We start from the raw sequence: 24965 nt of genomic DNA on the forward strand, positions 1-24965 counted from the left end.
AGAACGATCCGTCGAAGCAACATGGCGACGTATCGGCTCCCTGCTCGATGACTTCCCGCCCAATGAATGCGCAAACTACCTCAGAAACTCAGGATATGCATCAACGTAATGTCATCAGAGTCTAGGTGGTAAACCAACAAATCTCGCCCCTCTCCTGCAAGCGGGAGGGGTTGGCGGTGGGCTATCTCAACGGCAGCCGAACAGCGCCTACCCACGCCCTTCGCCCACCGGCCCGTTCGCCTCGATCCCCTCGATCACGAAAGTCGCGATGGCATCCCGGATCTCCTCGTCGCTGGCAAGGCCCGGCGGGAACAGCCAGTCGCGGAACATCAGGTTGGCGAGAACCGCCGCGAAGGACACCCGCACCATCAGCTCGGGCGAGACCGGCGCCTCGGCCCCCACACGCGCGCTCATCAGCGCCTTGCCCTTCTCGAAATAGGCCTGCAGCCCGTCGAGTTCGCTGATCGCACCCGTCGCGTCGGGCGAATAGGCCGTGGCGACGATCAGCGACATGAACATGCGCGAATGGCGCGCCATGAAATCCTGCAGCTCGCGGATATATTCGCGGGCCAGCTCCTTGCTCTCGCGACCCGATCCGAGATCGGCCACGCTGCGCGCCTGGAAGTCGGCGAAATGGCGGTTGAGCGGGGTGAAGATCGCCGCGCGAAACAGGTCCTGCTTCGACGCGTGAAAGCGGAAAATCTGCGCCTCGGTAACTTCCGCCCGGCGCGCGATGGCAGCCGTCGTCGCCCCGGTGTATCCCGACTGCTCGAATTCCTCGGCGGCCGCCTCGAGAATGCGGTCCGCCACTTCCTCGGACGAGCGCCGCCGCCGGCGAGGCACCTTCGCGCCCGATTCCTGCCCGCTCGACCCTTGTACCAAACCCTGTTTCCTCGTTCCTGCAAACCCTTTCCCTGCGTCTATCGGCTGCACGCGGCCCTGCCAAGTGCACCGCCCGATCCCCGCCGCACCCGTTGAAACGCCGCCGCCACGACCTAGATTCCAGGGCAACACGTCCAACACGGAGAATGCAGGAAAGTGAACGGGATGAAGACGGCCATGCTGCTGGCGGCGCTGACGGCGCTGTTCATGGGGCTGGGCTACATGTTCGGCGGCACGGGCGGTGCGGCGATCGCTCTGCTGGTGGCGGCAGGCATGAACCTGTTCACATACTGGAACGCCGACAGCATCGTCTTGCGCATGCACAACGCGCACGAGGTCGACGCCCGCAGCGCGCCGGAGTTCTACGGCATCGTGGAAGGCCTCGCCCGCAACGCCGGGCTGCCGATGCCGCGCGTCTACCTGATCGACACCCAGGCGCCCAATGCCTTCGCCACCGGGCGCAACCCGGAAAACGCCGCCGTTGCCGCCACCACCGGCCTGCTGAACATGCTCAGCCACGAGGAAGTGGCTGGCGTCATGGCCCACGAACTGGGCCACGTGCGCAACCGCGACACGCTGATCATGACCATGGTCGCGACCATCGCCGGCGCCATCTCCATGATCGCCAACTTCGGCCTGTTCTTCGGCGGGCACGGCGACAACCGCCCCAATCCGGTGGCTGCTATCGCGGCGGTTTTCATGGCGCCCTTCGCGGCGATGATCGTGCAGATGGCGATCAGCCGCACCCGCGAGTTCGGCGCGGACAAGGCCGGTGCCGAAATCAGCGGCAACCCGCGCGCGCTCGCCTCTGCCCTTGCCAAGATCGCCGGGCCGGCGGCGCACCTGCGCAATCCGGTCGTCGAGCACAATCCGGCAACGGCCCAGCTCTACATCGTCCCGTCGAGCGTTTCGGACCTGTTTTCCACACACCCCGCTACAGAAAAACGCATCGCCGCACTCATGGCGATGGACGGCGGCGCGACGGCTATGCCCCCTGCCACGGTCTCCGTTCCCCGCTCAGCGACAGCCCCCAGACGCTCGGCGCTCGACCCCAACCGCCTGCGCTGAACGCGGGAAAGCCGCCGCGAGCACTTGCCTGCACAGGCACTGGGCCACCGATTTAGCGCGCCCGCGATGATGACATGGCCTTGCGGCATTGCCTCACCTTCCGAGGGCTGTACATTCGTTCAATAACAACTGACTCACGATCAAAAGAGGTGTGGGAGTGCTCAAATCAGCTGACGGCGGCCTGCGGCCCGTCCCGTTTCCTATCGATGAACCCGATCGGATCCCGGCCAAGCGCTACTATGACGACGCGTTCTATCAGGCCGAGGTAGAGCATCTGTGGGGCCATTGCTGGCAGATGGCCTGCCGCGAGGAACAGATCCCCGAAGTGGGCGACTGGATCGAATACGAGAACGTCGGCAAGTCGGTCATCGTGGTGCGCACCACCAGCGGCGTGAAGGCGTTCCACAACGCCTGCCGCCACCGCGGCGTCCCCTTCGCAGGCGGCACGCCGATCGGTGCGACGCACGCCAAGGCCCACGGCAACTGCACCAAGAGCGGTTTTGTCTGCCCGTTCCACGGCTGGCGCTGGAACATGGATGGCGAAAGCACGCTGGTCTACGGCAAGTACCTGTTCGGCGAACGCCAGCTCGATGCGGACGATCTCAACCTGATCCCCTGCCGCGCCGAAGTCTGGGGCGGCTGCGTGTGGATCAACCATGATCCCGATGCCCCCGCGTTCAAGGAAACACTGGGTCCCGTGGCGGACCGTCTCGACGCCCACCATGTCGGCGATCTGCGCGCCGAATGGTGCTTCGGCACCGAGATCCCGGCCAACTGGAAGATCGCGATGGAAGCCTTCATGGAAGGCTACCACGTGATGCAAACGCATCCGCAGCTCCAACATGCCGTGCCGCTGATGTACGACAGCATGTATGCTATGCCGGAAAACCCGGACCGCCATCCGATGCTGGCGAATCCGGAGCTGTCGCTCGAAGAGAACATCGCCGCCCAGATCGTCAACATGGAGCGGCTGAGCGAAGGCATGGCCGGCATGCTCCACGCCAAGGAAGTGGACATTGCCAAGAGCCTGCAGCACGCCACGCAGGGCCTGCCCGAGGACAAGGGCCAGGCTATGATGATGTGGCTGGGTATGGTGATGCACACCATCTCCACCCAGCTGAAGGAAAAGGGCGAGCCGATCCCCGACCTGTGCGCCGTTGCCCAGACCGATCCGGTGAATGCGGTCGAATTCCTCTTCCCGCACTACTTCCTGCTGCCCTACTTCAGCTCGATGTCGGCTTACCGCATCCGCCCGCTGGGGCCGGAGAAGTGCTTCTTCGAAATCTGGTCGCTCACTTTCTTCCCCGAAGGTGAAGAACCCGAGCCGGTCATGGAACCCACCGTGCTGCCCTATGACAGCGCCGAGTTCCCGCCGATCCCGCGCCAGGACTATTCGAACATCCCGATCCAGCAGAAGGGCCTGCACGCGACCGGCTTCGAATTCATGCGCCTGTCCGAACGCGTCGAAGGCCTGATCAGCAACTACCAGCGCATCATCGACGGCTACATCGCTGGCGCACCGCAGGAAAAGCTGACCTTAGCCATCAACAAGCTGGGCGGCAACTTCGACGGACCGATCGAACAATTCAACTTCTGATCCAGACGGGCCAGTCACAAGAAAACGGCCCCGAAGCGTGTCTTCGAGGCCGTTTTCGTTGGCATAGCCGGCGGTGTGGGACCACAAGCCGACAAATTCGGCGCATAAGGAGGCCTTCGATAGCAAGGAGACTCGCCTATGTTGGATCACATCGGTATCGGCGCGAGCGATTTCACGGCCTCCTGCCGGTTCTATGACGCGGCACTGGCCCCGCTCGGCATTTCGCGCATCATGGAACTGACAGCGGAAGAGACCGGCGGCTATGCCGGGATCGGATACGGCAAGGACGGCAAGCCGTTCTTCTGGCTCGGCAACGACGGCCCGCGCGGCCCCGGCGTGCATATTGCCTTCCGGGCCGACAGCCGCGCTGAAGTCGATGCCTTCTACGCGGCGGCCATGCAGGCGGGCGGGCGCGATAACGGAAGGCCGGGCCTGCGCCCGCACTATCACCCCTCGTACTACGGCGCCTTCGTGTTCGACCCCGACGGCCTCAACATCGAAGCGGTGTGCCACAAGCCGGAGTAACGCTGCTCACCACAGCGCGCGTTCCTGATAGGCGCGGTTGCGTTCGCGAACGATCGCGTCGCGCTGTTCGGGCGTAACTTTCGCCACGTCCGCCGGAAGCGACTTCAGAACGTCCTTGACCTTCACCTTGGTGGTCGAAGGGATCGGCTGGCTGCTGCATCCAGTCCAGCGCCCCTGAATCATCCCGCGCGAATAACCGGCGGTATCGAGCCAGTTCTTCACGCCCGGATCCTTCGCGGAAACGACAATGCGCAGCTTTCCGTCGGAATCGGGGGCCGCCTGTGCTGCGTTGAGGCTCGAATGGTTGTTGGTCCAGTCGATCGTCTCGTAGAGGCGGTTGGTGAGGATCAGCGAGCGGTACTCGCACGTTTCCGGCACATCACTCTCGACGATCAGCGCCTCGTCGTCCTTCAGGTCGAAGACGCCGTCGTAGTAGAACTGCGATGCCAATGCGCCCTCGGCCGGCACCATGGCCTTGAACCTGTTGACGTAGCCTTCCACCGCCAGCTTCTCTACGCGGTCGACGAACATCGGCGCGAGATAGCCGAAGGCGCGAGGCAGCGCGCGCAACCGCGCCGTCAGGTCCTGCGCCGAAGGACGCGGACGGCCCATGGCGCCGCTTACGCGCTGGATCGTCACAACCGGCTGGACTTCATGACTCCAGTCGGCACTGACGAAGCGCATCATCAGCCGATGGGTATCGGGCTCCAGCTTCCAGAAATCGCCGGTGTACCCCTTCGGCCGCTCGCTGCCGAGCAGGACCGAAAAGCGTCCTTCCTTGTCGGTCGCCGGCGTGGACAAATCGAGGTGGGGGCGCGCATTGCTGCCCGGGAACACCTGCGCGATGACGGCGATGGGGATCGTGCCCGCCTTGCCGGAGATCCGATAGACCTGCGTGGGATCGACGGACGCGGACTTGTAGACGGTGTCGGCATTGGGCTGGCCGACATCCAGCACCTGACCGATCGCGGGCAGGAAGACGGGGGCCTGCGGATCGGCTCCCAGCGTCTCGATCGACGAACTGGCCAGCGCTTCCAGCGCGATCCGGCCGATTTCGGCGCGGATCTGCGGGTCCTGCCGCATCTCCTCGGGCAGCTTGGCCAGCATGCGGTCCGGCAGGTCGCGCAGGCTTTCGATGAATTCATCCCAGCCGACGACCGGGGATTGTTGCGGCGTTCCGGCGGGCGCGTCCTGCGCCCGTGCCGCCAGCGGCAGCGTTGCCAGCGCCACGGCAGCCAGCCCTACGACAGTTTTGCCCAGTGACCGTTTCAGATGCCTGCCCATCCCGTTCTCTCCTCACCCATTTTTTCTGGCGAGAAGGTGACCCGGCACTGCTGCGGGGTCAATGCGGCAGCGCTACGCCCCTGCGGTAAGCGCCGCGACCAGCGCCTTGACCTTCTTCTGCCGCCACTGCGGCAGCGGTGCGACCAGCCAGTACCCGCGCCGGCAAGGCGCGTCCGTCGCCGCCACACTGGCAGCCTGCGCCTCATCGAACCCGGCGGTCAGAAGCGCGGGCACGCGCGCCCGGCCCAGACCTGCCAGCGCGGCGGCGACAGCCTGGCCGGCATCGGCCACCGTGATCGGCGGCTTGTTCTCGTCGCCGCCATCCTTGCCCTCTGCCGCGGCCTCCCCACCCGGAACCGGATCGCCCGGCCAGCCGATCCAGTCGCCTTCACCGACCGTGACCCATTCGGCCTTGCCCAGCGGCACGCCCTCCAGATCGTCCGGCCCATCGGTCCAGCGCACGGCCAGATCAAGGTTCGCCTCGGTGAAATCAGTCGTCTCGCCATCGACCAGCACGTAGCGCACCTGCTGGTTTTCCGCACGGAAGGCGGCTAGCCGGGGCGCCAGCCAGGCGGCAATGAACTCGCGCGGCGCGGCGATCGTGTAGACGTGGCTGGACTGGCCCGCCTGCATCGCCTGCACCGCGTCCTCGAAGTGGAGAAACCCGGTGCGCAGCGCGGCAAGGCCGGCGCCGGCTTCCTCGGTCAGTTCCAGTCCCTTGCTGGTGCGGCGGAACAGGACGACGCCGAGCAGATCCTCGAGCGCGCGAATCTGCTGGCCGACCGCCGCCGGTGTCACGGCCAGTTCGTCCGCCGCACGCGTGAACGAGAGATGCCGAGCGGCGGCATCGAAGACGCGCAGGGCGTTGAGTGGCAAGTGCGTGCGCTTCATGGCCCTTCCCTATGCCCGGCAGCCGCGCGGAGCAACGAAGTTCCTGTTGCAGGGCCAAAACGAGGCTGCGCCGCGCGGGCACAGATAGGCCGCTGCCCCGAAGAACCGCCTGTCCTGCCGGAAAATGTCGCTTGCCCTCAGCCGGCGGTTGCCGGCGCTGCCAGGGGGAAGAACGGAATCATGGCCTTGAACTCGGTCCCGTCGCTGCGGCGGAAGGTATAATGCCCTTCCATGCTGCCGTGCGGCGTCGACAACGGACAGCCCGACACGTAGTCGTGGCTCGCGCCGGGGCGAAGCACGGGCTGTTCACCGACAACGCCATCACCCTCGACGACGTTCACGTCGCCATTGCCATCCGTGATGCGCCAGTGGCGGGTCATCAGCTGCAGGGTGTCCGCCGTCTCGTTCTCGATCCGGATGTGGTAGACCCAGAACCACTTGCCCGCCTCTATCCGAGATTGTTCGGGCAGGAAATTCACGGCGACGCGAACGGTCACGCCATCGGTGAGTGCGGTATGCTGAAACAGTTCCTTCATCTTGCCGGACAGCCTAACGACGAATTCGGCAGGCTACAACCGCTTTGCCGACGCAATGTTGCGCGGCGAACGCGCTTTCACGAGATGGCATCCGCCGCGCATTCCAGCCCCCAGCGGAAGCCTTCCGGCAGGTATTCGATCGACAGGCGGGCGTTCAGCTTGACGCGCGGGACATCGACGATGATCCGCGTTCCGAAGCCCTGCCTCTCGGGTTCGTGCGCGGGCGGGCCGTCGCTCTCGATCCATTCGATGCGGAAGCGGGCCTCCCTGCCCTCTCCGTCGAGCGACCAGCGCACGGCCACCCGTCCTTCGGGAACCGACAACGCGCCATACTTGACGGCATTCGTCGCCATTTCGTGGAATGCCATGGCCAGGGATTCGGCCGCGCCCGGGGAAAGCAGCACCTGCGGCCCCTCGCAAGCGATCTGCGAGCGCGCGTCACCCAACGAGCGCAATTGCGCCTCGATCATTTCGAGCACGGGAATCCGCGACCAAGCCCGGCGCACGAGAACGTCCTGATTCGCCGCGAGACCGCTGATGCGCCGCTCCAGCCGCTCGATGAAGTCCGGCCCATCGGCATCGGCGCGGCGCGCCAGCGACTGGACGATCGCCAGCATGTTCTTGCTGCGATGGTTCACTTCCTGGAGCAGGAGTTCGATCCGCTCCTCCGCCTCGCGCATCTCGGTCACGTCGGTGCTGGTACCGAACCAGCAGGCCACGTTCCCGGCATCGTCGCGAATGGCCACCGCACGCGAAAGGAACCAGCGATAGCGGCCATCCTTGCCGCGCATCGGATAGGTGTCCTCCCAGTCCTCGCCGCTTTCCAGGCTGGCCCGGCGCCGGGTCATGAAACGGTCTATGTGGTCGGGATGGTGGACATCCCTCCAGTTGCCCGCCAGCGCGCGCTCGACCGACATTCCGGTAAACTCCGGCCACCGCCTGTTGCCCCAGATGACCTGTCCCTGCCTGTCGGCGATCCAGGCAATCTGCGAGATATTGTCCGCCATCAGCCGGAAACGCCGCTCGCTTTCCTCAAGCTGTGCGCGCAAGGCAAGGTTGTCGGTGATGTCCCGCGCGATCTTGCTGGCGGCGATCACCGCACCCGTGTCGTCCAGCACCGGCGATACCGTTACCGCGAGGCTGATCTCGTCGCCATCCTTGTGCAGGCGGACGGTCTCGAACGTGGGAACGCGCTCGCCACGGCTGATCGCGGCGATGATCGCGTCTTCCTCTTCCAGACGGTCGATCGGGATCAGCGTGCGCACGTTGATGCCCACGATCTCTTCCGCGCTCCATCCGAAGATGCGCTCGGCCGCTGTATTCCAGCTCAGTATCCGGCCATCGAGCGTTTTGCCGACAATCGCGTCATCGGTGGATTCGACGATTGCGGCGAGCAGTGCCGCCGGATCGGCCTTGGGATCGTCCCGATTCAGAGGCCGGCTTTCGTCAGGGCCTGATCCATATCCTCGATCAGGTCGTCGACATCCTCGAGCCCCACGTTGATGCGCAGCATGCCCTCGGAAATGCCCATGGCCTCACGCCCCTCCGGCCCCATGTTGTGGTGCGTCGTCGAGGCGGGATGGCACATCAGCGAACGGGAATCCCCGATGTTGTTCGAAATATCGATGAGTTGCAGCGCATCGAGCAATGCATGCGCCTGCTTGCGGCCGCCATCGAGCACGAAGCTGAAGATCGGACCACACGCATCCATCTGCTTCTGCGCCAGTGCCTTCTGCGGATGACTGTCGAGCCAGGGGTGCAGGATCTGCGGCACCCGTCCTTCGATGAACTGGCCCAGCTTGAGTGCATTCTCGCTCTGCTTCTTCGCGCGCAGGTCGAGCGTCTCCAGCCCCTTGAGCACGACCCAGGCATTGAACGGCGAGAGGTTCGGGCCGGTGTTGCGCTGAAACGGGAGCAGCGTATCGTTGATGAATTCCTCGCTGCCGCACACCGCGCCAGCCAGCACGCGCCCCTGCCCGTCCATCAGCTTGGTGGCGGAATAGGCGACGACGTCGATGCCGAATTCCAGCGGGCGCTGCAGGGCAGGCGAGCAGAAGGCATTGTCGACCACGGTGGTGATGCCGTGCGCCTTGGCGATCTTCGCAATGGCTTCGAGATCGGCCACGTCCATCGTCGGGTTGGCTGGCGTCTCGAAGAAGAAGACCTTGGTATTGGGACGGATCGCCGCTTCCCACGCGTCGGTATCGCGCGCGTCGATAACGGTCACGTCGATGCCGAAGCGCGGCAACAGGCTGTCACCCAGCCAGCGGCACGAACCGAAGGCCGCGCGCGCAGAAACCATGTGATCGCCAGCCGAAAGCTGGGACAGCAGCGCCGCCGTCATCGCCGCCATGCCCGAAGCCTGGACGCGGCACGCCTCGGCGCCTTCCATCAGGGCAATGCGCTCCTCCAGCATCGCCACTGTCGGGTTCTGCAGGCGCGAATAGGTCATGCCGTCCTGGTCGCCGGCGAAGCGCGCGGCAACCGTGGCGGCATCGTCGTAGCTGTAGCCCGACGTGAGGAACAGCGCTTCGCTGGTCTCCCCCATTTCCGAACGCCAGGTTCCCCCGCGAATCGCGCGGGTGGCGGGACGCCAGTTGCGGGTCTGGGTGCGGTCCTGTCCGGTCGTACGTTTCATGGACAAGGCTCTATAAGCGCGCAGGAGGCAAGGCAAGCGGATGGAGCGTCCCCGCGTACTCTTGCGGAGCGACGCATTCGTGCCTATCCCGCCGAACCGATGCCGATAGCCGCCAGAAATGCCCGTGACCCACTCGGCTGGTGCCTGGGCATCACGATCCTGTTCCTGCTGCTCGTGCTCTGGCGGATCAGCGTTCCCACGCGCTATTACTTCGACGAAGTCCATTACGTTCCCGCCGCTCTCAAGCTGCTGGACCTGATTCCGGCAAACCGCGAACACCCGATGTTCGGCAAGGAACTGATCGCCGCGGCAATCCATTTCCTCGGCGATCGTCCGCTGGCCTGGCGCATCGGCCCCGCGCTGTCGGGCGCGCTCGGTCTCTTCGCTTTTTCACGGCTGATCTGGCACCTCTCGCGGCGCCGGGCCGCAACGCTGGCGGCCACCGTCCTGCTCGCCACCAACTGCATGTGGTTCATCCAGAGCCGCATCGCCATGCTCGACATGTTCGAAGCGGGGCTGTGCATGGTCGGGCTGTGGCAGTTCGCCGCGGCGCTTCGCGCCGGCACGACGACGCGCGCCCGCGTGCGGCTGATACTCTGCGGACTGGCCCTGGGCCTGTCGCTGGCAGCAAAGTGGAGCAGCGCGCCCGCCCTGATGATGCCTGGCCTCGCCTTCCTGGCGCTACGCATGCGCGAAAGCGGCCTGCTGATCGTCGGCCGCAAGGGGGCAGGCCCGATCAAGGGCATATCGCTTGCAGAGGCGACGCTCTGGCTCGGCATATTTCCGCTGGCCGTCTATTGGGCGACCTACCTGCCGGCGATGTTCTACGCGGACCGACCCGTCTCACCCTTCGGTTTCATTGCCCAGCACGAGTACATGCTCAAGCTGCAGGACAGCGTGAAGAAGCCACATCCATACCGGAGCTACTGGTACCAGTGGATGGTGAACTGGCGCGTGATCTGGTACCTGTTCGAGGATGTCGACGGCGCCCAGCGCGGGATCGTCATGATCGGCAATCCGTTCTCGATGCTCGCCGGTCTTGCCGCACTGCCCTGGGCCCTGTGGGCCGCGCTTTTCCGCCGCCGCCATGATGCTCTCGCGCTGCTCCTGCTCTATGCCGCATGCCTTTCCATGTGGGCCTTCAACGGCAAGCCGGTACAGTTCTACTATCACTACCTGTTGCCGGGCGCCTTCCTGATGGGCCTGCTGGCGCTGCTGCTCGACATGCTGTGGCAACGCCGCGACCTCTGGCGCTGGGTCGCGACCGGATCGCTTGCGCTTTCCATCGTGATGTTCGCGGTGTTCTATCCGATCGTCTCGGGCGCACCGCTGCCGTTCAAGGACGCCTACAACTTCTGGATGTGGCTGCCGACCTGGCGATAGCGCCTTGCACGGTCATCGTCATTGCGAGCGCCAGGAAGACGTTCGCAATGACAAATGAACAGGTCTTCATGCCGTTACGCGGTGCCGTTCATCGCCGTGGGCCAACATGTCCTCCCAGGCGGACAGCCGCATCGTCGCCAGATATTCGGCCTGCATGACATCGGTCAGGACCTCGACCACCCGGTCGCCTTCGATCCACAGTTCGATGACACCGAAGGCGCCGCCGCGCTTGCGGTACTTGGCCGGCCAGCCCTCTCGCGCGGCAATGGCGAAGACATCGGCCTGCGAAAGGCGAGTGGCCATGGCAAAGTGGCTGGCGCAGAGCCCGCCCTCGCCCGGCACGCCGAGAAAATCGGCATCGCCCGGCGCCTCGACGAGCTGGGTACCGCGCGGATAGACCTCGACGAGCGTGTTGCGATCGTCGTCGGCGTGGGCGACCCAGCTTCCCTCGGCCACCGGCGGAAACGGCGTGGCGCGACCGCCGAGGAGTTCGGCCAGGACGGTCGCGACGTGTTGTGGATCGCGTGCGTCGATGGATACGTGAAAGATCATGAAACTTCTCCCGCTTATGTGGTGGCGGGCGAAGAGACGATTACTTTGCTCTGCTCAAAAGAAATCCGGCAAACAACTTACAGCAGCCGACAAACGGCAAGTTCCGGTCAGTACTTGCCCCAGACGAACTTGGACGACAGCGCGAAGTTCCACACCGAACCCAGAACGATGCCCGTCACCACGGCCACGAAATCGTGAATGCCGATGGTCTTGAGAACGGCGGCCGAACCCACGTTGGTCAGCAGGCCCAGCGAACAGGTCACCCCGAACTGCGCCCAGCCCCGCATCAGCGGACCAAAGCCGCGCAAGCGCTTGTCCGAATAGGTCAGTTCATTGTTGAGCGCGAAGTTGAAGGTCATCGCGATGACCGCGGCCAGCGTGTTGGCGACGTTGAACGTCGCGCTTTCCGACCAGTTCCCGTAAACGAAGCGCTCGCCGAACGCGAGGTGGAGAAGCGCCCACAGGGCCGCCAGCTGAACGACCACGCCCATGGCGCCGACAGTACCGAACAGGGCAAAGCGCGTGGGGATGATACGCCCCAGCCACTTGTCATAGAGGCCAACGAGAAATTCGAACACGACAGTCTGGTCCAGCTTGCTCTCGCCCTCGGCACGAGCGGCGAAGTTGAGAGGAAATTCCTTGACCTTGAGCGGCCGGTCGACCGTGGCAAGGATGTCGAGCAGGATCTTGAAGCCCACGCCGGAAAGCCGGTGCGCATCGGCGCGCAGCGTTTCTGTGCGCAGCATGAAGAAGCCGCTCATCGGATCGGTCAGCTCGACCCCGGTCACCTTGTTGGCGATCCTGTTGGCGAGGCCGGATGCCTTGACCCGGTCGGGACGCCCCCAGGCTTCGGTGCTGGCACCTTCGGCGAAGCGCGAGGCATAGGCCAGATCGTATTCGCCCGTTTCCACCGCCGCCAGCATCTTGGGCAGCAACGCCGGATCGTGCTGGTGATCGGCATCCATGACCGCAACGATCGGCGCGGCTGTGGAGCACATGCCTTCGATCGCCGCGCTGGCAAGCCCACGGCGCCCAATGCGCTGGATGCAGCGCACGCGCGGATCAACCTGCGAAAGCTGCCGCGCCTCGTCCGAGGTGCCGTCAGGGCTGTTGTCGTCGACGAAGATGGCTTCCCAGGCGATGCCCTTCAGCGCCTCGTCGAGCCGCGCGACCATCGTCGCAACGTTCTTGCGCTCGTTGTAGGTCGGCAGGACGACCGCCAGCTCCAGCGGACGACTGACTGCCTCGACAGCGGCTTCTGCGGCCTTGACAAGATCGGAACTGGGAATGTTCATGCGTCCCGCATTTAGGTGGTAAACCTCAATAAACCTTTATTAGAGGCGTTCGACAACCGCGTCACCGATTTCCCGCGTTCCCGACGAACCACCCAGGTCACCGCCCTTCACGCCCGCGGCAAGCGCGGCGGCGACGGCCTTTTCGATGCGCACCGCCTGCTCTTCAAGGCCCAGCGAATGGCGCAGCATCATCGCGGCGGAAAGGATCGTCGCCATCGGGTTCGCCAGCCCCTTGCCGGCGATGTCGGGCGCCGACCCGTGGATCGGCTCGTAGAGACCGAAGGTCCCCTCGGCGAGGCTCGCCGAAGCCAGCAGGCCGATCGATCCGACGCACATGCTTGCCTGATCGCTCAGGATGTCGCCGAAGAGATTGCCGGTGACGATCACGTCGAAAGCACCGGGGTTCTTCACCAGTTGCATCGCCGCGTTGTCGACGTACATGTGGCTCAGTTCGACCTCGGGATATTCCTTGGAGACCTCGATCACCACGTCACGCCAAAGCTGCGAGGTTTCGAGCACGTTGGCCTTGTCGACCGAGCACAGCTTCCTGTCGCGTCCCATCGCGGCAGTGAACGCGGTGTTTGCGATGCGGCGCACTTCGTCCTCGGCGTAGGACATCATGTCCCAGCCCTGGCGGCGGCCGTCTTCCAGCACGCGCATGCCCTTTTCGCCGAAATAGACGTCGCCGTTGAGCTCGCGCACGATCAGCAGGTCGATCTTGGATGCGACTTCGGGCCGCAGCGTGGTGAGGTCCTCAAGGCCCGGAAACACGCGTGCCGGGCGCAGGTTGGCGAAGAGACCCAGTTCCTTGCGCAGCCCCAGGATCGCCTGTTCAGGCCGCAAGTGGCGTTCGAGATGATCGCAGGAAAAGTCCCCCACCGCGCCGAACAGGATCGCATCGGCCGAACGCGCGATCTCCAGCGTCTCCGCCGGGAGCGGATGGCCGTGCTTGCGGTAGGCCATGCCACCGACATCGCCTTCGACTAGTTCGAGACCGGAAAGGTCGAGCTTCTCGAGCACGCGCACGGCCTGTTCGGTGACTTCCGGGCCGATCCCGTCGCCGGCAAAAACCGCAATGCGCATGGAGTTCTTCGTCATGGTCTTTCAGCCTTCGATCCGCTTCAGCCGCTCACGCAGCAGGTCGCGGGCCGCCATAACGTCTCTGCGGCGATCGGCAAGCGGGTAGCGCGCCAATTCGCGCCCGATGCGATCAAACGCATCGAGAATCGCCGGCCAGTCCGACTGCTCCGGGCGGCCGACCGGCACGCCATAGCCCAGATCGCGAAGGAGCAGCACTTCATAGGACAGCAGCGGCAATGCCCAGCCACGCGCCGAGGGTGCAACGCAGATCGCCTCGACCAGCCCGGACAGGGCTTCATAAAGCGCGGGATAGGGATGCCGCTCGGGCAAGGCGGTGGCGGTCAGCGCCGTTACCCAGGAAATGGCGGCGGCCGGCAGCGGCTCGGTGAGCCATGGCCCCCGGCTTTGCATCAGCTCGACACGGGCGAAGGGAAGCTGGTTTTCGGATTTGGCGCGCACTTCCGCCTCGACGGCGTTGCCGGGAATGAGCACCGGTCGCAAGTGCCGCCCCCTGCCCCCGGCAACATAGGCCGCGACGAGGCCATGCTCGACCGTCAGCAGGCGGGCGATAACGGCGGTTTCACCGTGCGCGTGCGTGGCGCAGACGATGGCGGGCGCGCGGAAATGCATCAGCGCCTGTGTGGAACGTCAGCCCTGCCGCGGCAAGGCCGGGCCGCTGTCAGCCGCTGGCGTTGAGCTTGGCTTCGAGCGCATCGAGACGCGCCTTGAGCTCGTCCGCCTCGGCGCGGGCAGTCGCGGCCATTTCCTTGACCGCGTCGAATTCCTCGCGGCTGACGAAGTCCATGTCGCCCATGAACTCCTTGAACCGCTCGCGCGCATTGTCGCGCGCTTCACGGCCCATGCCGGCCAGCGTACCGGCGGCGCTGTTCATCATCTTGGCGAAGTCGGCGACGAAGGGGTTTTCGCTTTGCATGATTCCTAAATGGTACGACAGCGAAGACAGCGCAAGAGGCGATCAGATTTCGTAGCGAACCACCGCGCCGCCGCCCTCGACCCCATCCATCGTGGGATTGGCCTGCAGGAAGGCGTAGTTGAGGTAGGTCGCAAAGACGATCCACACCAGATAGGGCAACAGCAGCATGGCCGCCGTCGGCCGCACCTTCCAGAACAGCAGCACCGTGATCAGCACGGCAAGGTCGAGCAGACCGATGACGATGAGCCCGCCGGTCAGCATGTGCGCGCCGAAGAACACCGGCGACCATGCGAGATTGAGCACCAGCTGCACCAGGAAGACGATCACCGCCGCCTCTCGCCCGCGCGCGCCGCGTGCAGAAAGGACGATCGCCAGCGCCAGCCCCATCATCACGTAGAGCACCGTCCACACGATCCCGAAGGTCGCGGCGGGCGGATAGAAGGCAGGCTTCACCAGCGCGGCGAACCACGGATTTTCCGGGCCGCTCTGCGCAGCCTTTCCGGACAGGAAACCAAGAAGGACGATGACGGGAACACAAACGAGAGCCCAACGCATGAAACTCGCACGCAACTGGCCCGACGAGGCTAGCAGGTTCATTCTGCGAAATTACTCCCGAATCAGAGTTCGACCATGAACACGGCGCGTTTTGTGGAGCCACGAGGCGAAAGGTGCAATCGTCTGCTAACCGTCAACTGCCCCGGCGTGCCGAAATGAGAAACTCCACATTGCCTTCCGGGCCCTTGATCGGGCTTTCGACAATGCCCTGGATGTCCCAGCCCTCGCCTTCCAGCCAGGTGCGCACTTCATCGCATACGCGAGCGTGAAGGGCCGGGTCGCGCACAACCCCGCCCTTGCCCACTTCGGCCCGGCCGACTTCGAACTGCGGCTTGATGAGAGCGACGAGACGGCACGACGGCGCGGCCAGCCGCAAGGGAACCTCGAGCACCTTGGCAAGGCCGATGAAGCTGGCATCGCACACCACCCAGTTGCACGGCGCGTCGATCATCTCGGGCGTGAGCAGGCGCGCGCTGGTCTGTTCGAGCACGGTGACCCGCGGGTCCTGTCGCAGCTTCCAGGCGAGCTGGTTGGTGCCGGAATCGACCGCGAAGACATGCGTCGCGCCCTTGCTCAGCAGCACGTCGGTGAAGCCCCCAGTCGAACTGCCGATGTCCATCGCCACGGCGCCCGCCGGATCGAGCCCGAAATGCTCGATCGCATGCGCCAGCTTGATCCCGCCGCGCGAGACCCAGGGGTGATCGCGCCCGCGCACTTCCAGCCGGGCATCGGCCTTGATGCTCTGCCCCGGCTTGGCAATCCTGGTCTCGCCCGAGAACACCAGCCCCGCCAGCACCAACGCCTGCGCGCGGGTACGGCTTTCGGCCAGCCCGCGATCGACGAGCATCTGGTCGACGCGCTGCTTGGCCGGCGCGCGGCGTTTTTCGACAGGAGGAGAAGAAGACGGGTCGGTCATGGGGACTTGTGCACTTGAGATGGGGCGCGTGTCATTCCATACCAAGGGGATGAAGGCAAATCCGCGCCCATGCGCAACCATCGCCCGTACCCTGCCGCTCGCGGTACTCTCAACGGCAATGCTCATGGCCGGCTGCGTTCCGCAACCGCCGGCGCCCGTTCCGTCACCGACGCCGGCCGCCACCCGCCCTGCGCCGCCGCAGCCCGCCCCCCCGATGCGGATCGAGCCGGCACCCGACTGGCGCGATCGCCCGGCAACGCCCGGCAACTGGCAGTGGAGCGCGACCGCCACCGGCTCGACGGCCGCCTTCGCGGGAGGACAGTTTGCCATGCGCTGCGACCGGGCGCGGCAGACAGTCACGCTGACCCGCGCGGTCGCCGGGGCAAGCGGCCAGGTGCCCATGACGATCGCCACCAGCGACGTGACGCGCGCGCTGGTGGCCGTCCCCGTGGCGGGCGGTGTCGCGGTCACGCTCTCGGCGCGCGATCCGCTGCTCGATGCGATGGCGTTCAGCCGCGGCCGTTTCGCCGTCGAAGTCGCCGGCAGCACCCCGCTCTACGTGCCCAGCTGGACCGAGGTTTCGCGAGTCATCGAGGACTGTCGCTGAGCGCAGCATAACGGCACGCGCCCATTTCGATTCCCGTCGTTTCAAGGTAATTCCGGCCGCACTCGGCGGTGCCCCGAACCGTGCCTGCAAGTCGCCGCACAGCTGGGGAAAACTGGCCGGAAGCACTGATAATGACCGCAAAAAAAATGATTGCAAGTCTTGTTGTGCGATGCGGAATCGGACACACATTTCATCAAGACAGAGGGACCCGGGAAACGCGCCCGGGACAACCCGAAGTCCAGTCGCCCAAGGCGGCGCAATCTATGGCTTAACAGCGCGAAAGGAGGTGATCCGATGTCTCATGGTTCAGCAGAGAGGTCGGCAATTTCCGTCGCGAGGCATTATCGCTGATTTTTGATTTAGCGATAAAGGTACTCGCTGGCGGCACTTCCGGCCGCTGACCATGCGAAGGGCCGTACCGGGTTTCCGGTGCGGCCCTTCTCATTTGGGCAGCCAGGACGAACGGGCACCAAAGTTCAGGAACTTCGCCCACTCGCACCATGGCGAGATTTCAAGAAACCATAAAATTCCAGCACGTTGGATGCACGCGAACTTCACAACCCCGAAGAGGGTGTTTCGCAAAGGGAATGAACGGTTCAAGGAGCGCGGCCGAACAGATGCCGCGCGCAGCGTGACAGAGACCGTGCATGTAGGAAAACGGTTCAGCGGATCGTGCGCAGGCAGGCCACGGGATTGAACCGACGATCCCGTCAGGAGCGCAACCACTGCGCCCGGAACGGCAAGCGAGCGGGAACCTTCCGCATGCTGCCAGAATATCTCCCGCAAAGAATATTTAATAGTTGAAAAATATAAAGATTGTCATGCGCCCCCGCCTTCCTGTCTCGCTTCTGTTTTTCGCCGCGACAGGAGCCGTATTTCTACTCCAGACAATTCCAATTGTCGGAATATTCTTGATGGTCGTGGGAGCCATGCTCTGGTCCGCATTGCTCATCAACGTGGGAATGATCGGAATCGCGATCGAAGCCGTCACGGGACGGGTCCTGCGTGCCTGGCTGATCGTTCCCGTCGCTTTCTACGGCGGATACCTGGGTTTTGCAGCATACGATCGCCATGCTCTCTCCGCCTTGCGGCAATCGTACGAGGCAGGGAACGAAAAAGTCCGGGTTCCTTTCCACCCAGACCGACAGGCACTCGTCTTTGAAAACGGCGGCTCGCCATCGTGGTACACGCAGAACTATGCCCTGCCGGTGGCCTATTCGGAGAATGCCAATCATCCCGAAGGCTACCGGTCCACGCGAATGGTGGCGCAGGACGTTTGCACCAGCGTGCGCAATGACATTTCCATGCGTGCCGCCGGGGTTAAGGTCATGGGGTTTCACGACGGCGACGCGATCGGTGGCCGCACGCTGGAAACGCGTTTCTGCGACCTTTCCATGCCGGAGGCTCCGCAACTGCCCCAGGTGCGAGTCGGCAGAAGGGAAGCCCCGGACAGGGAATCGCTCCTTCCGGTTCGAAAGGTGACGACCACGATCACGACACCCGAGGGAAGAAGCTTTGTGCTCAGGGGCGGCTCGGCTTCGCCGCTGAGCTGGATACCGCTGCCCTTCATGGGATGCGGGCTAAACTCCGGCAATCCAAGCTGGGACTGCGACTGGGGATTCTGGCGCAACAGCTTTACGCCGATCCTTCCCGGCAGGACACGCCACGGCCGGGATTTGCCCGCCATTGCCCGCGCGCTCGGTCTGAAACCGGTCTCTATTGCGGACAGGAGCAGCGCGGAACTGCCCGCAGCGCTTCAGGACAAAATGAACGCGCTCAAGGTCGCGGCCCTGAAGCGTCAACTGGCAAACCTCGATGCGATGATCGCCAACCCCATGATGGATCATCCGGACTGGAACACCGGCGTGCTCGCGAATGATCCCGAAACGCTGGCGGCGCGCGCCGACGACATCATGACCGGCCTGGAACGGGCCGCCGCAATCGACGGCACGGACCGCTACAAAGCGCGTGAAAGCGGGCGCATACTGGCAAGGCTGATCGCGGCCTTGCCGCCTTCCGGCTTCATGAGCCTCAAGCCCCGTATCCTCGACGTCTACCGCAAGGCCGATGACGATCACTGGCTTTGGAAAACGGAGACACTCATACGGCGGCTGGGTGATCTTGGCGTCGATGCCATGCCCTATCTGATCCGGCCCCGCGCTTCGAACTACAACGTGAATGGCGCCGGGATAGAGGGCATGTGCAGGGTCGGTATCGCGGGACATGCCCTCGCCGCGCCCGTCCTGCTCGGCATGTGGAATTCGTCGCGCGACGGCTTCGATCGCGATCGCCGAGCCGCACTGTACGTGGCCATGCGCCGCATGGGAATCGTCCCGCCGCCATTGCCCCAGGACAAGCGGGACCAGTTTTCAAGATTGCGCAGCGAGTGGAGCGACATTTCGCCGCAATCGCCGCCGACGGTCTGCGCCACCCGCGAAGAGGCAAGATCGCGCCGCATGAAGGCAACGCGCGAACGACGGTAACGATAACGATGGCCGGATGGCCGCAAAGCCAACAATTCTACTTCACCCCGACGCATATGTGGTCGGGACCAAGTGCGACCCTGCACACCCTGGCGCTCAGCCCTTGGGCGTCACCCAGACTTCCACCGGCGCAACGAATTTGCCGGGGGCCGGCTTGCCGACGTGGACGCGGTCGGCAGTGACAAGTTCGCCGGTGGCGAGGTTGAAGCTGATCCAGGGCTTGGGCATGCGTCCGAAGGTCATCTTCTGGATCGGCTGGCCGGTGGTCGAATTCATGATCGTTGCAATGATGCTCATGCCGCCGCCGCTAGAGGCAGGCCCGCACAGCGTCCACGCACCGCCCGCCGGTTTTCCACGCCTTCGCAAGGACCGGGCGGCGCCGCGACCTCGCCTCGTCCGAATCATCCCATTTGCGCGCTTTCGCCACCGTGCTATGACAAATACACCGAGACGGAAAATTACTTTTTTGTTGCATAAAACGTAACTTTCGTTCAACAGCGCGCAACCACCCCATTGCAAGGATTGACGTTACCATGGCGAGTCTCGCCGATGCCGGCCTGAAGTTCACGACCCTCCCCCACCCAGCCCCCGCCAGTGACGAGGCACGCGAAGCCGTGCTCGCCAATCCCGGCTTCGGCACGAACTTCACCGACCACATGGTAGTGATCGAATGGAGCGAAGGCGCAGATGGCGTCGGGGGCTGGCATGATGCCGTCATCGGCCCGCGCCAGCCGATCGCGCTCGATCCGGCGGCCGCCGTGCTGCACTACGCACAGGAAATCTTCGAAGGTCTCAAGGCCTACAAGCAGGCCGATGGTTCGATCGCGCTGTTCCGCCCCGAGGCGAACGCCGCGCGGTTCAACCATTCGGCCGAGCGCCTGGCCATGCCTTCGCTGCCCGAAGAACTCTTCGTCGAGGCCGTCGAGCGGCTGGTCCAGATCGACCGCGCGTGGATCCCCGAGGCCGAGGGCGCCTCGCTCTACCTGCGCCCGTTCATGATCGCGACCGAGGCCTTCCTCGGCGTGCGCCCGGCCAAGCAGTACAAGTTCATCGTCATCGCCAGCCCGGCGGGCAACTACTTCAAGTCGGGCGCTCCGGCGGTCTCGATCTGGGTTTCCGACTACACCCGCGCCGCGCCAGGCGGCACCGGCGCGGCCAAGTGCGGCGGCAACTATGCCGCCAGCCTCGTCCCCCAGAGCGAAGCCATGGCCCGCGGGCACGACCAGGTCGTCTTCCTCGATGCCGCCGAGCACAAGTGGATCGAGGAACTGGGCGGCATGAACCTCTATTTCTCGTTCGAGGACGGCACTCTGCTGACCCCGGCACTGACGGGCACGATCCTGCCCGGCATCACCCGCGACAGCCTGCTGACGCTGGCGCGCGAGGAAGGGCTCAACGTGGTGGAAGGCCGCTACAGCCTCGACCAGTGGCGCGCGGATGCCGCATCGGGCAAGCTGATCGAAGCCTTCGCCTGCGGCACCGCGGCGGTGGTCACGCCGGTCGGCAGGGTCGCGGGGCGCGATGGCGAGTTCACCATCGGTTCGGGTGGCCCCGGCCAGCTGACGCAGAAGCTCAAGAACCGCCTCGTCTCGATCCAGCGCGGCGAGGCCGCGGACACCCACGGCTGGATCCGCAAGATCGCCTGAGCCGCTTCACCGCGACCGGAAACGAAAAAGCCCCGGAGCATCGCTGCTCCGGGGCTTCCTTTTTCAGGACCCTCAACCTGAGAACCTGTCAGGCTCCCGCGGGCGTGCGGGTGATGTGCATGTGCGCACGATCGCGCGCATGGCGGGGTTCGGCATCTTTCTGCTGCTCCACCGCCAGCGCGACGTGGCCCAGGCTCAGCATCAGGTTCATCAGCCGCTCGTCGGCATCGTCGAAGGCCGCAAAGCCCTTGGCGTCGAGATAGTCGAGCGCGCGCGGCAGTTCGCCCGCGGCGGCCGCATGGAACGCCGCGCGCTCCTCCGGCGTGGAAGCGCCGCGCCGACCCGCTCGGGCGGCCGAGCCGGCAAGCGCCCAGCCCGTCACAAAGGGTTCAAGCCCCGAGAAACCCTCGGGCAGCAAGGTCTGCGTGCTCATGCCGGCACTCCTTCCTTCTCGGCCCGGTAGGCCTCGACCCTTTCCGAGACCATGTTGAACAAGTGGCGGCACAGCGATTCCTGCGTCTGGAAGTGCAGGTATTCGAGCGCCCCGCTCGCCAGCCCCTTGTGGCCGCGTTCGATCACCGCGCGGTCCTCGGTATGAACGTCACGGGCAGTGGCCATGAAGTATTCACGGGCAAAGCGTTCGCTGGGCGTCTCGTCCTCACCGATCCAGTAGAGCCGGATCACCCCGCGCGACTTGTCTGCGGCGATCGGATAGACGGTGTGCGAAAAGTGCTGCATCGGCGATCCGAACAGGAAGAAGTTCGGGAACAGGCCGAGGTAGTCCTTGGCCGTTTCCGTACCGAGGATTCCATCCGACATCGCGCAGACCGCGCCGCGCTGGAAGGCCATCGCCTGCACGCCCGTGGGCGGATCCATGTCCGGCTTGGTCCAGATCCGCTGCGAACGGTGCGGCCCGTGGAAATCGTAGGCCGTCGGATAGGCGAAGGGATTGTCCGGGCTCGTCACCGGCCCCGCCGCGGAGGGGTGGATGAAGCGCAGGTGATAGTTCTCCTGGAAGTTGTCGTAAGTCAGCTTCCAGTTGGCGTTGATGTCGTAGACATATTCGGAGAACGTCGTCGCGCGGGCGACAGGCATCATCTCCAGCTTGTTGGCATAGGGGCCCAGCCATTCGCGCAGGCTGCTCTCGGGCTTGCCGAAGTGCACGAAGATCAGGCCGCCCACCACTTCGCAGGCCACCTGCGGCAAGGCGCATTCGGCCTTGGTGACGTGGAAGGCTTCGAAGTCGGGCGCCGAAATCAGCCCCCCGTCCAGCCCGAAGGTCCACATGTGGTAGGGACAGCTGAAGGTACTGCGCTTGCCCGCCTCCTCGTCGACCAGGATCGTGCCACGATGGGTGCAGACATTGTGGAAGGCGCGCACTTCGCCGTCCTTGCCGCGCGTGATCAGCAGCGAAGCGCCCAGCACTTCCAGCTCACGGCGGATGAAGCTGCCGTTCTCGGGCAGTTCGCACACGTGGCCGATCTGCTGCCAGCTGCGGCGGAACACGGCCTCGCGTTCCAGCTCGAACCACTCGGGATCGTAATAGGGTCTGGTCGGCACCGGGTCGGTGCCCAGCCAGTCGAGCTCGTCCTGCCCGACGGGGGTAAATGTCGTGGGTGAATTCATGGCGCTCTCTCCCGCCCGGGCCCTCCATGCGACTCCGGGCTGCGAGAGTCTCAATAGACCCCTGCAGTCATTTTTACAACAACACTGTCGAAAAATTAGACGGATTCGATTCCGTGCAATCGCAGCAGGCCAATCTGCGCCTGCGTCATCCGTTCGATGGCCTCTTCCTTCGGCAGGTCCGAACGCACGCTGTTGCGATAGACGCGCGGCCCCAGCATCGCCCATGTCAGCATCAGCGTGCAGTAGGCCTCGGCATCGATACCGGCGGTTTCGGGCCGGGAAGCCAGTTGCTCGCGCATGCCGGCGACGAGGCCTTCCCACTCCGGATAGCGATCGGCGATGGAGCCGGGCGAGAGGAATTCCTCGGCCCACAGACCGATTACTTCGGGGTTCTCGATCACGAAACGGACGATATAGCGCGTGCGGTCCTCGCGCGAGCGGTCCGGCGCGAAAGCCGCCGCCAACTGCCGCGCGGACCATGTGCGCACCGCCTCCACCAGCGCCTCGCGGCTGTCGAAATGGTAATAGATGGTGGTCCGGTTGACCCCCGCCTCGCGCGCGACTTCGGACAGCGAGAGCGCTTCCATGCCCTTCTCGGACACCAGCCGCACCGCTGTCTCGATCAACGCGGTGTGCGTCTCGTCAAAGGCCTTGTTGCGACGGCGTGGCGGTTTTTCCCTGGCGGCAGGCTGTTCCTGTACTTTGCTCATATCGTCCCGATTGCCGTCCCGATCCGGTTGATCGGCCACAGAATGGGCGCATGGGCCTCGCCGGGCAAGCCGGAAGGATCAGTATTCCCCCTCTTCCACCGTGTTGAATTGCGGGTGCACCCGCTTCCATTCGAGCATCCAGTCCATGCCCTCGCGTGCACGGACCAGATCGTCCTCGCGCGGCGCCAGCGCCGCCGTGGCGGCCCGCGCCACCGCCTCCAGCACCGAACTGTCCCAGCCCTGCTCCTCCACTTCCGCCGCCAGCCCATCCGCCCCGGTCCGGCGCAACATCACCGGCAGCCGGTCACGCAGGGCGGCACAGGCCCAGGGGATCATCGGACCGTTCACGTCGGGATCGTAGCCCCACAGGATGTTATGCTGCGGCCCGTTGAGGATGTAGTGGTAGTGCAGCACCTTGCCGAAGACATCGAAGCGGATGTACTCCTCGGTCCGCGCGGCGTTGAACACGTGGATGCTGGGTCCGCGCACCATGCGCTGCGGACTGTCGCCGAGCGCCCTCGCCTCCACCGCGATCGAGACCGGGCCGGCCTCGAACCATCGGGCATGATGCTCGATCATCGGGATGAGCATGAACTTGTGGTACTGCCCGCGGATCGTCTCGACAGTGCGGTTGCCCAAAGGAACGGCTGGCGGCGGCGCTGCGGCGGCATCCATGGCTGTCTCTCCCGTATCGTTCTTGCCTTTGCCCCGATTGCACGCCCGATCCCTCCCCCTGTCAATCGCGGCGACTTGATCGAACGTCCAGACGCCGCACCCGTCCTGCCGCAGGAACATTCGCGCCGCCAGCGGTTGCCGCCCGGGCATGTCGCCCCTACCTGAAGGCCTCCCCCCGGCAACAGGAGCCCCGACATGTCCGATCCCACCTACATCCCGCCGAAAGTCTGGACCTGGGACGCGGAAAACGGGGGGGACTGGGCCAAGATCAATCGCCCGATCGCCGGCCCCACGCACGACAAGGACCTGCCGCGCGGCCAGCACCCGCTCCAGCTCTATTCGCTGGGCACGCCCAACGGCCAGAAGGTCACGATCATGCTCGAGGAATTGCTCGCGGCTGGCAAGACCGGCGCCGAGTACGACGCCTGGCTGATCTCGATCGCCGACGGGGAGCAGTTCTCGTCCGGGTTCGTGTCGGTCAATCCGAACTCCAAGATCCCCGCCCTGCTCGACTGTTCGGGCAAAGAGCCTGTCCGCGTGTTCGAATCCGGCGCGATCCTGATGTATCTCGCAGAGAAGTTCGACATGCTCCTGCCCACCGCAGGTGCCGCGCGGGCCGAGTGCCTCTCATGGCTGATGTGGCAGATGTCGACCGCACCGGTGATCGGCGGCGGCTTCGGCCATTTCTACGCCTATGCGCCCGAGAAGTACGAATATCCCATCAACCGCTACGCAATGGAAACCAAGCGCATCCTCGACGTTGCCGACCGCCGGCTGGCCGAAAGCACCTATCTTGCCGGCGAGGACTACACCATCGCCGACATCGCCGCCTGGGCCTGGCTCTCGCGGCTGGTGACGGGCGATGCCTATGGCGATGCCGCCGCGTTCCTCGACACGGCAAGCTACAGGAACCTTGCGCGCTGGACCGACCTCATAGGCCAGCGGGAGGCCGTGCAGCGCGGTTCAAGGGTCAATCGCACCGGCGAGGGCTTCATCGAGGAACGCCACGGCGCGGCGGACATCGACGCCGTCATGAGCGCCTGAGCGAAACAGCGCCGGAAAGTTGTCTCAAAGGGCCTTTT

26 protein-coding genes and 1 pseudogene are annotated in these 24965 nt (G+C 64.7%); 9 read left to right on the forward strand and 18 right to left on the reverse strand.

Annotated features, from left to right (window positions below; all coding sequences use genetic code 11):
* Positions 1 to 109: pseudogene (locus tag NZK81_RS19200) on the forward strand (IS630 family transposase); the annotation flags it as partial.
* Positions 110 to 207: 98 nt separating this feature from the next.
* Here NZK81_RS19200 and NZK81_RS19205 read toward each other — a convergent pair.
* Positions 208 to 882: a TetR/AcrR family transcriptional regulator gene (locus tag NZK81_RS19205; RefSeq protein ID WP_260047709.1), complete on the reverse strand. Its 675-nt coding sequence runs from the start codon at positions 880 to 882 to the stop codon at positions 208 to 210.
* Between the two features lie 156 nt (positions 883 to 1038).
* Between NZK81_RS19205 and htpX the strand changes: the two genes are divergently transcribed.
* The 3 genes from htpX to NZK81_RS19220 all read left to right on the forward strand — a co-directional run bounded on the left by htpX (position 1039) and on the right by NZK81_RS19220 (position 4072).
* Positions 1039 to 1950, forward strand: a complete 912-nt coding sequence (gene htpX, locus NZK81_RS19210) for a zinc metalloprotease HtpX (protein WP_260047710.1) — start codon at positions 1039 to 1041, stop codon at positions 1948 to 1950.
* A 157-nt stretch (positions 1951 to 2107) separates the two neighbouring features.
* Positions 2108 to 3547: an aromatic ring-hydroxylating oxygenase subunit alpha gene (locus NZK81_RS19215; RefSeq protein WP_260047711.1), complete on the forward strand. Its 1440-nt coding sequence runs from the start codon at positions 2108 to 2110 to the stop codon at positions 3545 to 3547.
* 138 nt (positions 3548 to 3685) lie between these two features.
* Positions 3686 to 4072 (forward strand): VOC family protein, encoded by a 387-nt coding sequence (locus NZK81_RS19220; protein WP_260047712.1) that lies wholly within the window; start codon positions 3686 to 3688, stop codon positions 4070 to 4072.
* 6 nt (positions 4073 to 4078) lie between these two features.
* Here NZK81_RS19220 and NZK81_RS19225 read toward each other — a convergent pair whose 3' ends face one another.
* From NZK81_RS19225 to NZK81_RS19245, 5 genes are all read right to left on the reverse strand, one after another.
* Positions 4079 to 5356, reverse strand: a complete 1278-nt coding sequence (locus NZK81_RS19225; RefSeq protein WP_260047713.1) for a DUF1214 domain-containing protein — start codon at positions 5354 to 5356, stop codon at positions 4079 to 4081.
* A gap of 72 nt (positions 5357 to 5428) precedes the next feature.
* Positions 5429 to 6247: a LysR family transcriptional regulator gene (locus tag NZK81_RS19230; protein WP_260047714.1), complete on the reverse strand. Its 819-nt coding sequence runs from the start codon at positions 6245 to 6247 to the stop codon at positions 5429 to 5431.
* 137 nt (positions 6248 to 6384) lie between these two features.
* Positions 6385 to 6783 (reverse strand): Co2+/Mg2+ efflux protein ApaG, encoded by a 399-nt coding sequence (gene apaG, locus NZK81_RS19235; RefSeq protein WP_260047715.1) that lies wholly within the window; start codon positions 6781 to 6783, stop codon positions 6385 to 6387.
* 77 nt (positions 6784 to 6860) lie between these two features.
* Positions 6861 to 8216, reverse strand: a complete 1356-nt coding sequence (locus tag NZK81_RS19240) for a PAS domain S-box protein (protein WP_260047752.1) — start codon at positions 8214 to 8216, stop codon at positions 6861 to 6863.
* A complete protein-coding gene (locus NZK81_RS19245; RefSeq protein WP_260047716.1) occupies positions 8213 to 9421 on the reverse strand; it encodes a trans-sulfuration enzyme family protein in 1209 nt (402 codons plus the stop codon). Before NZK81_RS19245 ends, NZK81_RS19240 begins: the two co-directional genes overlap by 4 nt.
* A 99-nt stretch (positions 9422 to 9520) precedes the next feature.
* Here NZK81_RS19245 and NZK81_RS19250 point away from each other — a divergent pair, with 99 nt between their 5' ends.
* Entirely contained in the window at positions 9521 to 10804 is a 1284-nt protein-coding gene (locus NZK81_RS19250) for a phospholipid carrier-dependent glycosyltransferase (protein ID WP_260047717.1), read from the forward strand.
* Between the two features lie 66 nt (positions 10805 to 10870).
* On the opposite strand, the gene NZK81_RS19255 is transcribed toward NZK81_RS19250, so the two are convergent.
* From NZK81_RS19255 to NZK81_RS19285, 7 genes are all read right to left on the reverse strand, one after another.
* Entirely contained in the window at positions 10871 to 11356 is a 486-nt protein-coding gene (locus tag NZK81_RS19255; protein ID WP_260047718.1) for a hypothetical protein, read from the reverse strand.
* A gap of 107 nt (positions 11357 to 11463) precedes the next feature.
* Positions 11464 to 12651: a glycosyltransferase gene (locus NZK81_RS19260; protein WP_260047719.1), complete on the reverse strand. Its 1188-nt coding sequence runs from the start codon at positions 12649 to 12651 to the stop codon at positions 11464 to 11466.
* A gap of 39 nt (positions 12652 to 12690) precedes the next feature.
* Positions 12691 to 13734 carry a 3-isopropylmalate dehydrogenase gene (leuB, locus tag NZK81_RS19265; RefSeq protein WP_260047753.1) on the reverse strand — a complete coding sequence of 348 codons (1044 nt, stop codon included), beginning with the start codon at positions 13732 to 13734 and terminating at the stop codon, positions 12691 to 12693.
* Positions 13735 to 13755: 21 nt separating this feature from the next.
* Entirely contained in the window at positions 13756 to 14361 is a 606-nt protein-coding gene (recO, locus tag NZK81_RS19270; protein WP_260047720.1) for a DNA repair protein RecO, read from the reverse strand.
* Positions 14362 to 14410: 49 nt separating this feature from the next.
* The gene (locus NZK81_RS19275) at positions 14411 to 14665 is read right to left on the reverse strand and encodes an accessory factor UbiK family protein (RefSeq protein WP_260047721.1); all 255 of its coding nucleotides are present in this window, start codon (positions 14663 to 14665) and stop codon (positions 14411 to 14413) included.
* A 42-nt stretch (positions 14666 to 14707) separates the two neighbouring features.
* On the reverse strand, positions 14708 to 15262 hold the full coding sequence (locus NZK81_RS19280) for a TspO/MBR family protein (RefSeq protein ID WP_260047723.1): 555 nt from the start codon (positions 15260 to 15262) through the stop codon (positions 14708 to 14710).
* A 91-nt stretch (positions 15263 to 15353) separates the two neighbouring features.
* A complete protein-coding gene (locus tag NZK81_RS19285) occupies positions 15354 to 16136 on the reverse strand; it encodes a TlyA family RNA methyltransferase (protein WP_260047724.1) in 783 nt (260 codons plus the stop codon).
* A gap of 214 nt (positions 16137 to 16350) precedes the next feature.
* Between NZK81_RS19285 and NZK81_RS19290 the strand changes: the two genes are divergently transcribed.
* Positions 16351 to 16743, forward strand: coding sequence for a hypothetical protein (locus tag NZK81_RS19290; RefSeq protein ID WP_260047725.1), 393 nt, complete (start codon positions 16351 to 16353; stop codon positions 16741 to 16743).
* A gap of 914 nt (positions 16744 to 17657) precedes the next feature.
* Positions 17658 to 19226, forward strand: a complete 1569-nt coding sequence (locus tag NZK81_RS19295) for a hypothetical protein (protein WP_260047726.1) — start codon at positions 17658 to 17660, stop codon at positions 19224 to 19226.
* A gap of 96 nt (positions 19227 to 19322) precedes the next feature.
* Here NZK81_RS19295 and NZK81_RS19300 read toward each other — a convergent pair whose 3' ends face one another.
* Positions 19323 to 19523: a hypothetical protein gene (locus NZK81_RS19300; protein WP_260047727.1), complete on the reverse strand. Its 201-nt coding sequence runs from the start codon at positions 19521 to 19523 to the stop codon at positions 19323 to 19325.
* Between the two features lie 236 nt (positions 19524 to 19759).
* On the opposite strand from NZK81_RS19300, the gene NZK81_RS19305 reads away from it, so the two are divergent.
* Positions 19760 to 20872 (forward strand): branched-chain amino acid aminotransferase, encoded by a 1113-nt coding sequence (locus NZK81_RS19305; RefSeq protein ID WP_260047728.1) that lies wholly within the window; start codon positions 19760 to 19762, stop codon positions 20870 to 20872.
* Positions 20873 to 20960: 88 nt separating this feature from the next.
* Here the strand turns inward: NZK81_RS19305 and NZK81_RS19310 are convergent, their stop codons facing one another.
* The 4 genes from NZK81_RS19310 to NZK81_RS19325 all read right to left on the reverse strand — a co-directional run bounded on the left by NZK81_RS19310 (position 20961) and on the right by NZK81_RS19325 (position 23883).
* A complete protein-coding gene (locus tag NZK81_RS19310; RefSeq protein ID WP_260047729.1) occupies positions 20961 to 21305 on the reverse strand; it encodes a hypothetical protein in 345 nt (114 codons plus the stop codon).
* Positions 21302 to 22498, reverse strand: coding sequence for an aromatic ring-hydroxylating oxygenase subunit alpha (locus tag NZK81_RS19315; RefSeq protein WP_260047730.1), 1197 nt, complete (start codon positions 22496 to 22498; stop codon positions 21302 to 21304). Before NZK81_RS19315 ends, NZK81_RS19310 begins: the two co-directional genes overlap by 4 nt.
* Positions 22499 to 22593: 95 nt before the next feature.
* Positions 22594 to 23208, reverse strand: coding sequence for a TetR/AcrR family transcriptional regulator (locus NZK81_RS19320; protein WP_260047731.1), 615 nt, complete (start codon positions 23206 to 23208; stop codon positions 22594 to 22596).
* 78 nt (positions 23209 to 23286) lie between these two features.
* The gene (locus NZK81_RS19325; protein ID WP_260047732.1) at positions 23287 to 23883 is read right to left on the reverse strand and encodes a DUF7700 domain-containing protein; all 597 of its coding nucleotides are present in this window, start codon (positions 23881 to 23883) and stop codon (positions 23287 to 23289) included.
* 195 nt (positions 23884 to 24078) lie between these two features.
* Here NZK81_RS19325 and yghU point away from each other — a divergent pair, with 195 nt between their 5' ends.
* Positions 24079 to 24927: a glutathione-dependent disulfide-bond oxidoreductase gene (gene yghU / locus NZK81_RS19330; protein ID WP_260047733.1), complete on the forward strand. Its 849-nt coding sequence runs from the start codon at positions 24079 to 24081 to the stop codon at positions 24925 to 24927.
* Positions 24928 to 24965: the final 38 nt, after the last annotated feature.

This window comes from Novosphingobium mangrovisedimenti (assembly GCF_025153475.1).
Classification (GTDB): Bacteria; Pseudomonadota; Alphaproteobacteria; order Sphingomonadales; family Sphingomonadaceae; genus Novosphingobium; species Novosphingobium mangrovi_A.

Excerpts from the sequence above, each read along its gene's own strand:
- NZK81_RS19320 (WP_260047731.1), bottom strand. The coding sequence starts at position 23,208 with ATGAGCAAAGTACAGGAACAGCCTGCCGCCAGGGAAAAACCGCCACGC.
- NZK81_RS19225 (WP_260047713.1), bottom strand. The coding sequence starts at position 5,356 with ATGGGCAGGCATCTGAAACGGTCACTGGGCAAAACTGTCGTAGGGCTG.
- NZK81_RS19220 (WP_260047712.1), top strand. The coding sequence starts at position 3,686 with ATGTTGGATCACATCGGTATCGGCGCGAGCGATTTCACGGCCTCCTGC.
- NZK81_RS19245 (WP_260047716.1), bottom strand. The coding sequence starts at position 9,421 with ATGAAACGTACGACCGGACAGGACCGCACCCAGACCCGCAACTGGCGT.
- NZK81_RS19290 (WP_260047725.1), top strand. The coding sequence starts at position 16,351 with ATGCGGATCGAGCCGGCACCCGACTGGCGCGATCGCCCGGCAACGCCC.
- NZK81_RS19300 (WP_260047727.1), bottom strand. The coding sequence starts at position 19,523 with ATGAGCATCATTGCAACGATCATGAATTCGACCACCGGCCAGCCGATC.
- recO (WP_260047720.1), bottom strand. The coding sequence starts at position 14,361 with ATGCATTTCCGCGCGCCCGCCATCGTCTGCGCCACGCACGCGCACGGT.
- NZK81_RS19285 (WP_260047724.1), bottom strand. The coding sequence starts at position 16,136 with ATGACCGACCCGTCTTCTTCTCCTCCTGTCGAAAAACGCCGCGCGCCG.
- NZK81_RS19325 (WP_260047732.1), bottom strand. The coding sequence starts at position 23,883 with ATGGATGCCGCCGCAGCGCCGCCGCCAGCCGTTCCTTTGGGCAACCGC.
- NZK81_RS19260 (WP_260047719.1), bottom strand. The coding sequence starts at position 12,651 with ATGAACATTCCCAGTTCCGATCTTGTCAAGGCCGCAGAAGCCGCTGTC.
- NZK81_RS19310 (WP_260047729.1), bottom strand. The coding sequence starts at position 21,305 with ATGAGCACGCAGACCTTGCTGCCCGAGGGTTTCTCGGGGCTTGAACCC.
- NZK81_RS19295 (WP_260047726.1), top strand. The coding sequence starts at position 17,658 with ATGGTCGTGGGAGCCATGCTCTGGTCCGCATTGCTCATCAACGTGGGA.
- NZK81_RS19250 (WP_260047717.1), top strand. The coding sequence starts at position 9,521 with ATGCCGATAGCCGCCAGAAATGCCCGTGACCCACTCGGCTGGTGCCTG.
- NZK81_RS19275 (WP_260047721.1), bottom strand. The coding sequence starts at position 14,665 with ATGCAAAGCGAAAACCCCTTCGTCGCCGACTTCGCCAAGATGATGAAC.
- yghU (WP_260047733.1), top strand. The coding sequence starts at position 24,079 with ATGTCCGATCCCACCTACATCCCGCCGAAAGTCTGGACCTGGGACGCG.
- NZK81_RS19255 (WP_260047718.1), bottom strand. The coding sequence starts at position 11,356 with ATGATCTTTCACGTATCCATCGACGCACGCGATCCACAACACGTCGCG.
- apaG (WP_260047715.1), bottom strand. The coding sequence starts at position 6,783 with ATGAAGGAACTGTTTCAGCATACCGCACTCACCGATGGCGTGACCGTT.
- NZK81_RS19280 (WP_260047723.1), bottom strand. The coding sequence starts at position 15,262 with ATGAACCTGCTAGCCTCGTCGGGCCAGTTGCGTGCGAGTTTCATGCGT.
- leuB (WP_260047753.1), bottom strand. The coding sequence starts at position 13,734 with ATGCGCATTGCGGTTTTTGCCGGCGACGGGATCGGCCCGGAAGTCACC.
- NZK81_RS19230 (WP_260047714.1), bottom strand. The coding sequence starts at position 6,247 with ATGAAGCGCACGCACTTGCCACTCAACGCCCTGCGCGTCTTCGATGCC.
- NZK81_RS19305 (WP_260047728.1), top strand. The coding sequence starts at position 19,760 with ATGGCGAGTCTCGCCGATGCCGGCCTGAAGTTCACGACCCTCCCCCAC.
- NZK81_RS19315 (WP_260047730.1), bottom strand. The coding sequence starts at position 22,498 with ATGAATTCACCCACGACATTTACCCCCGTCGGGCAGGACGAGCTCGAC.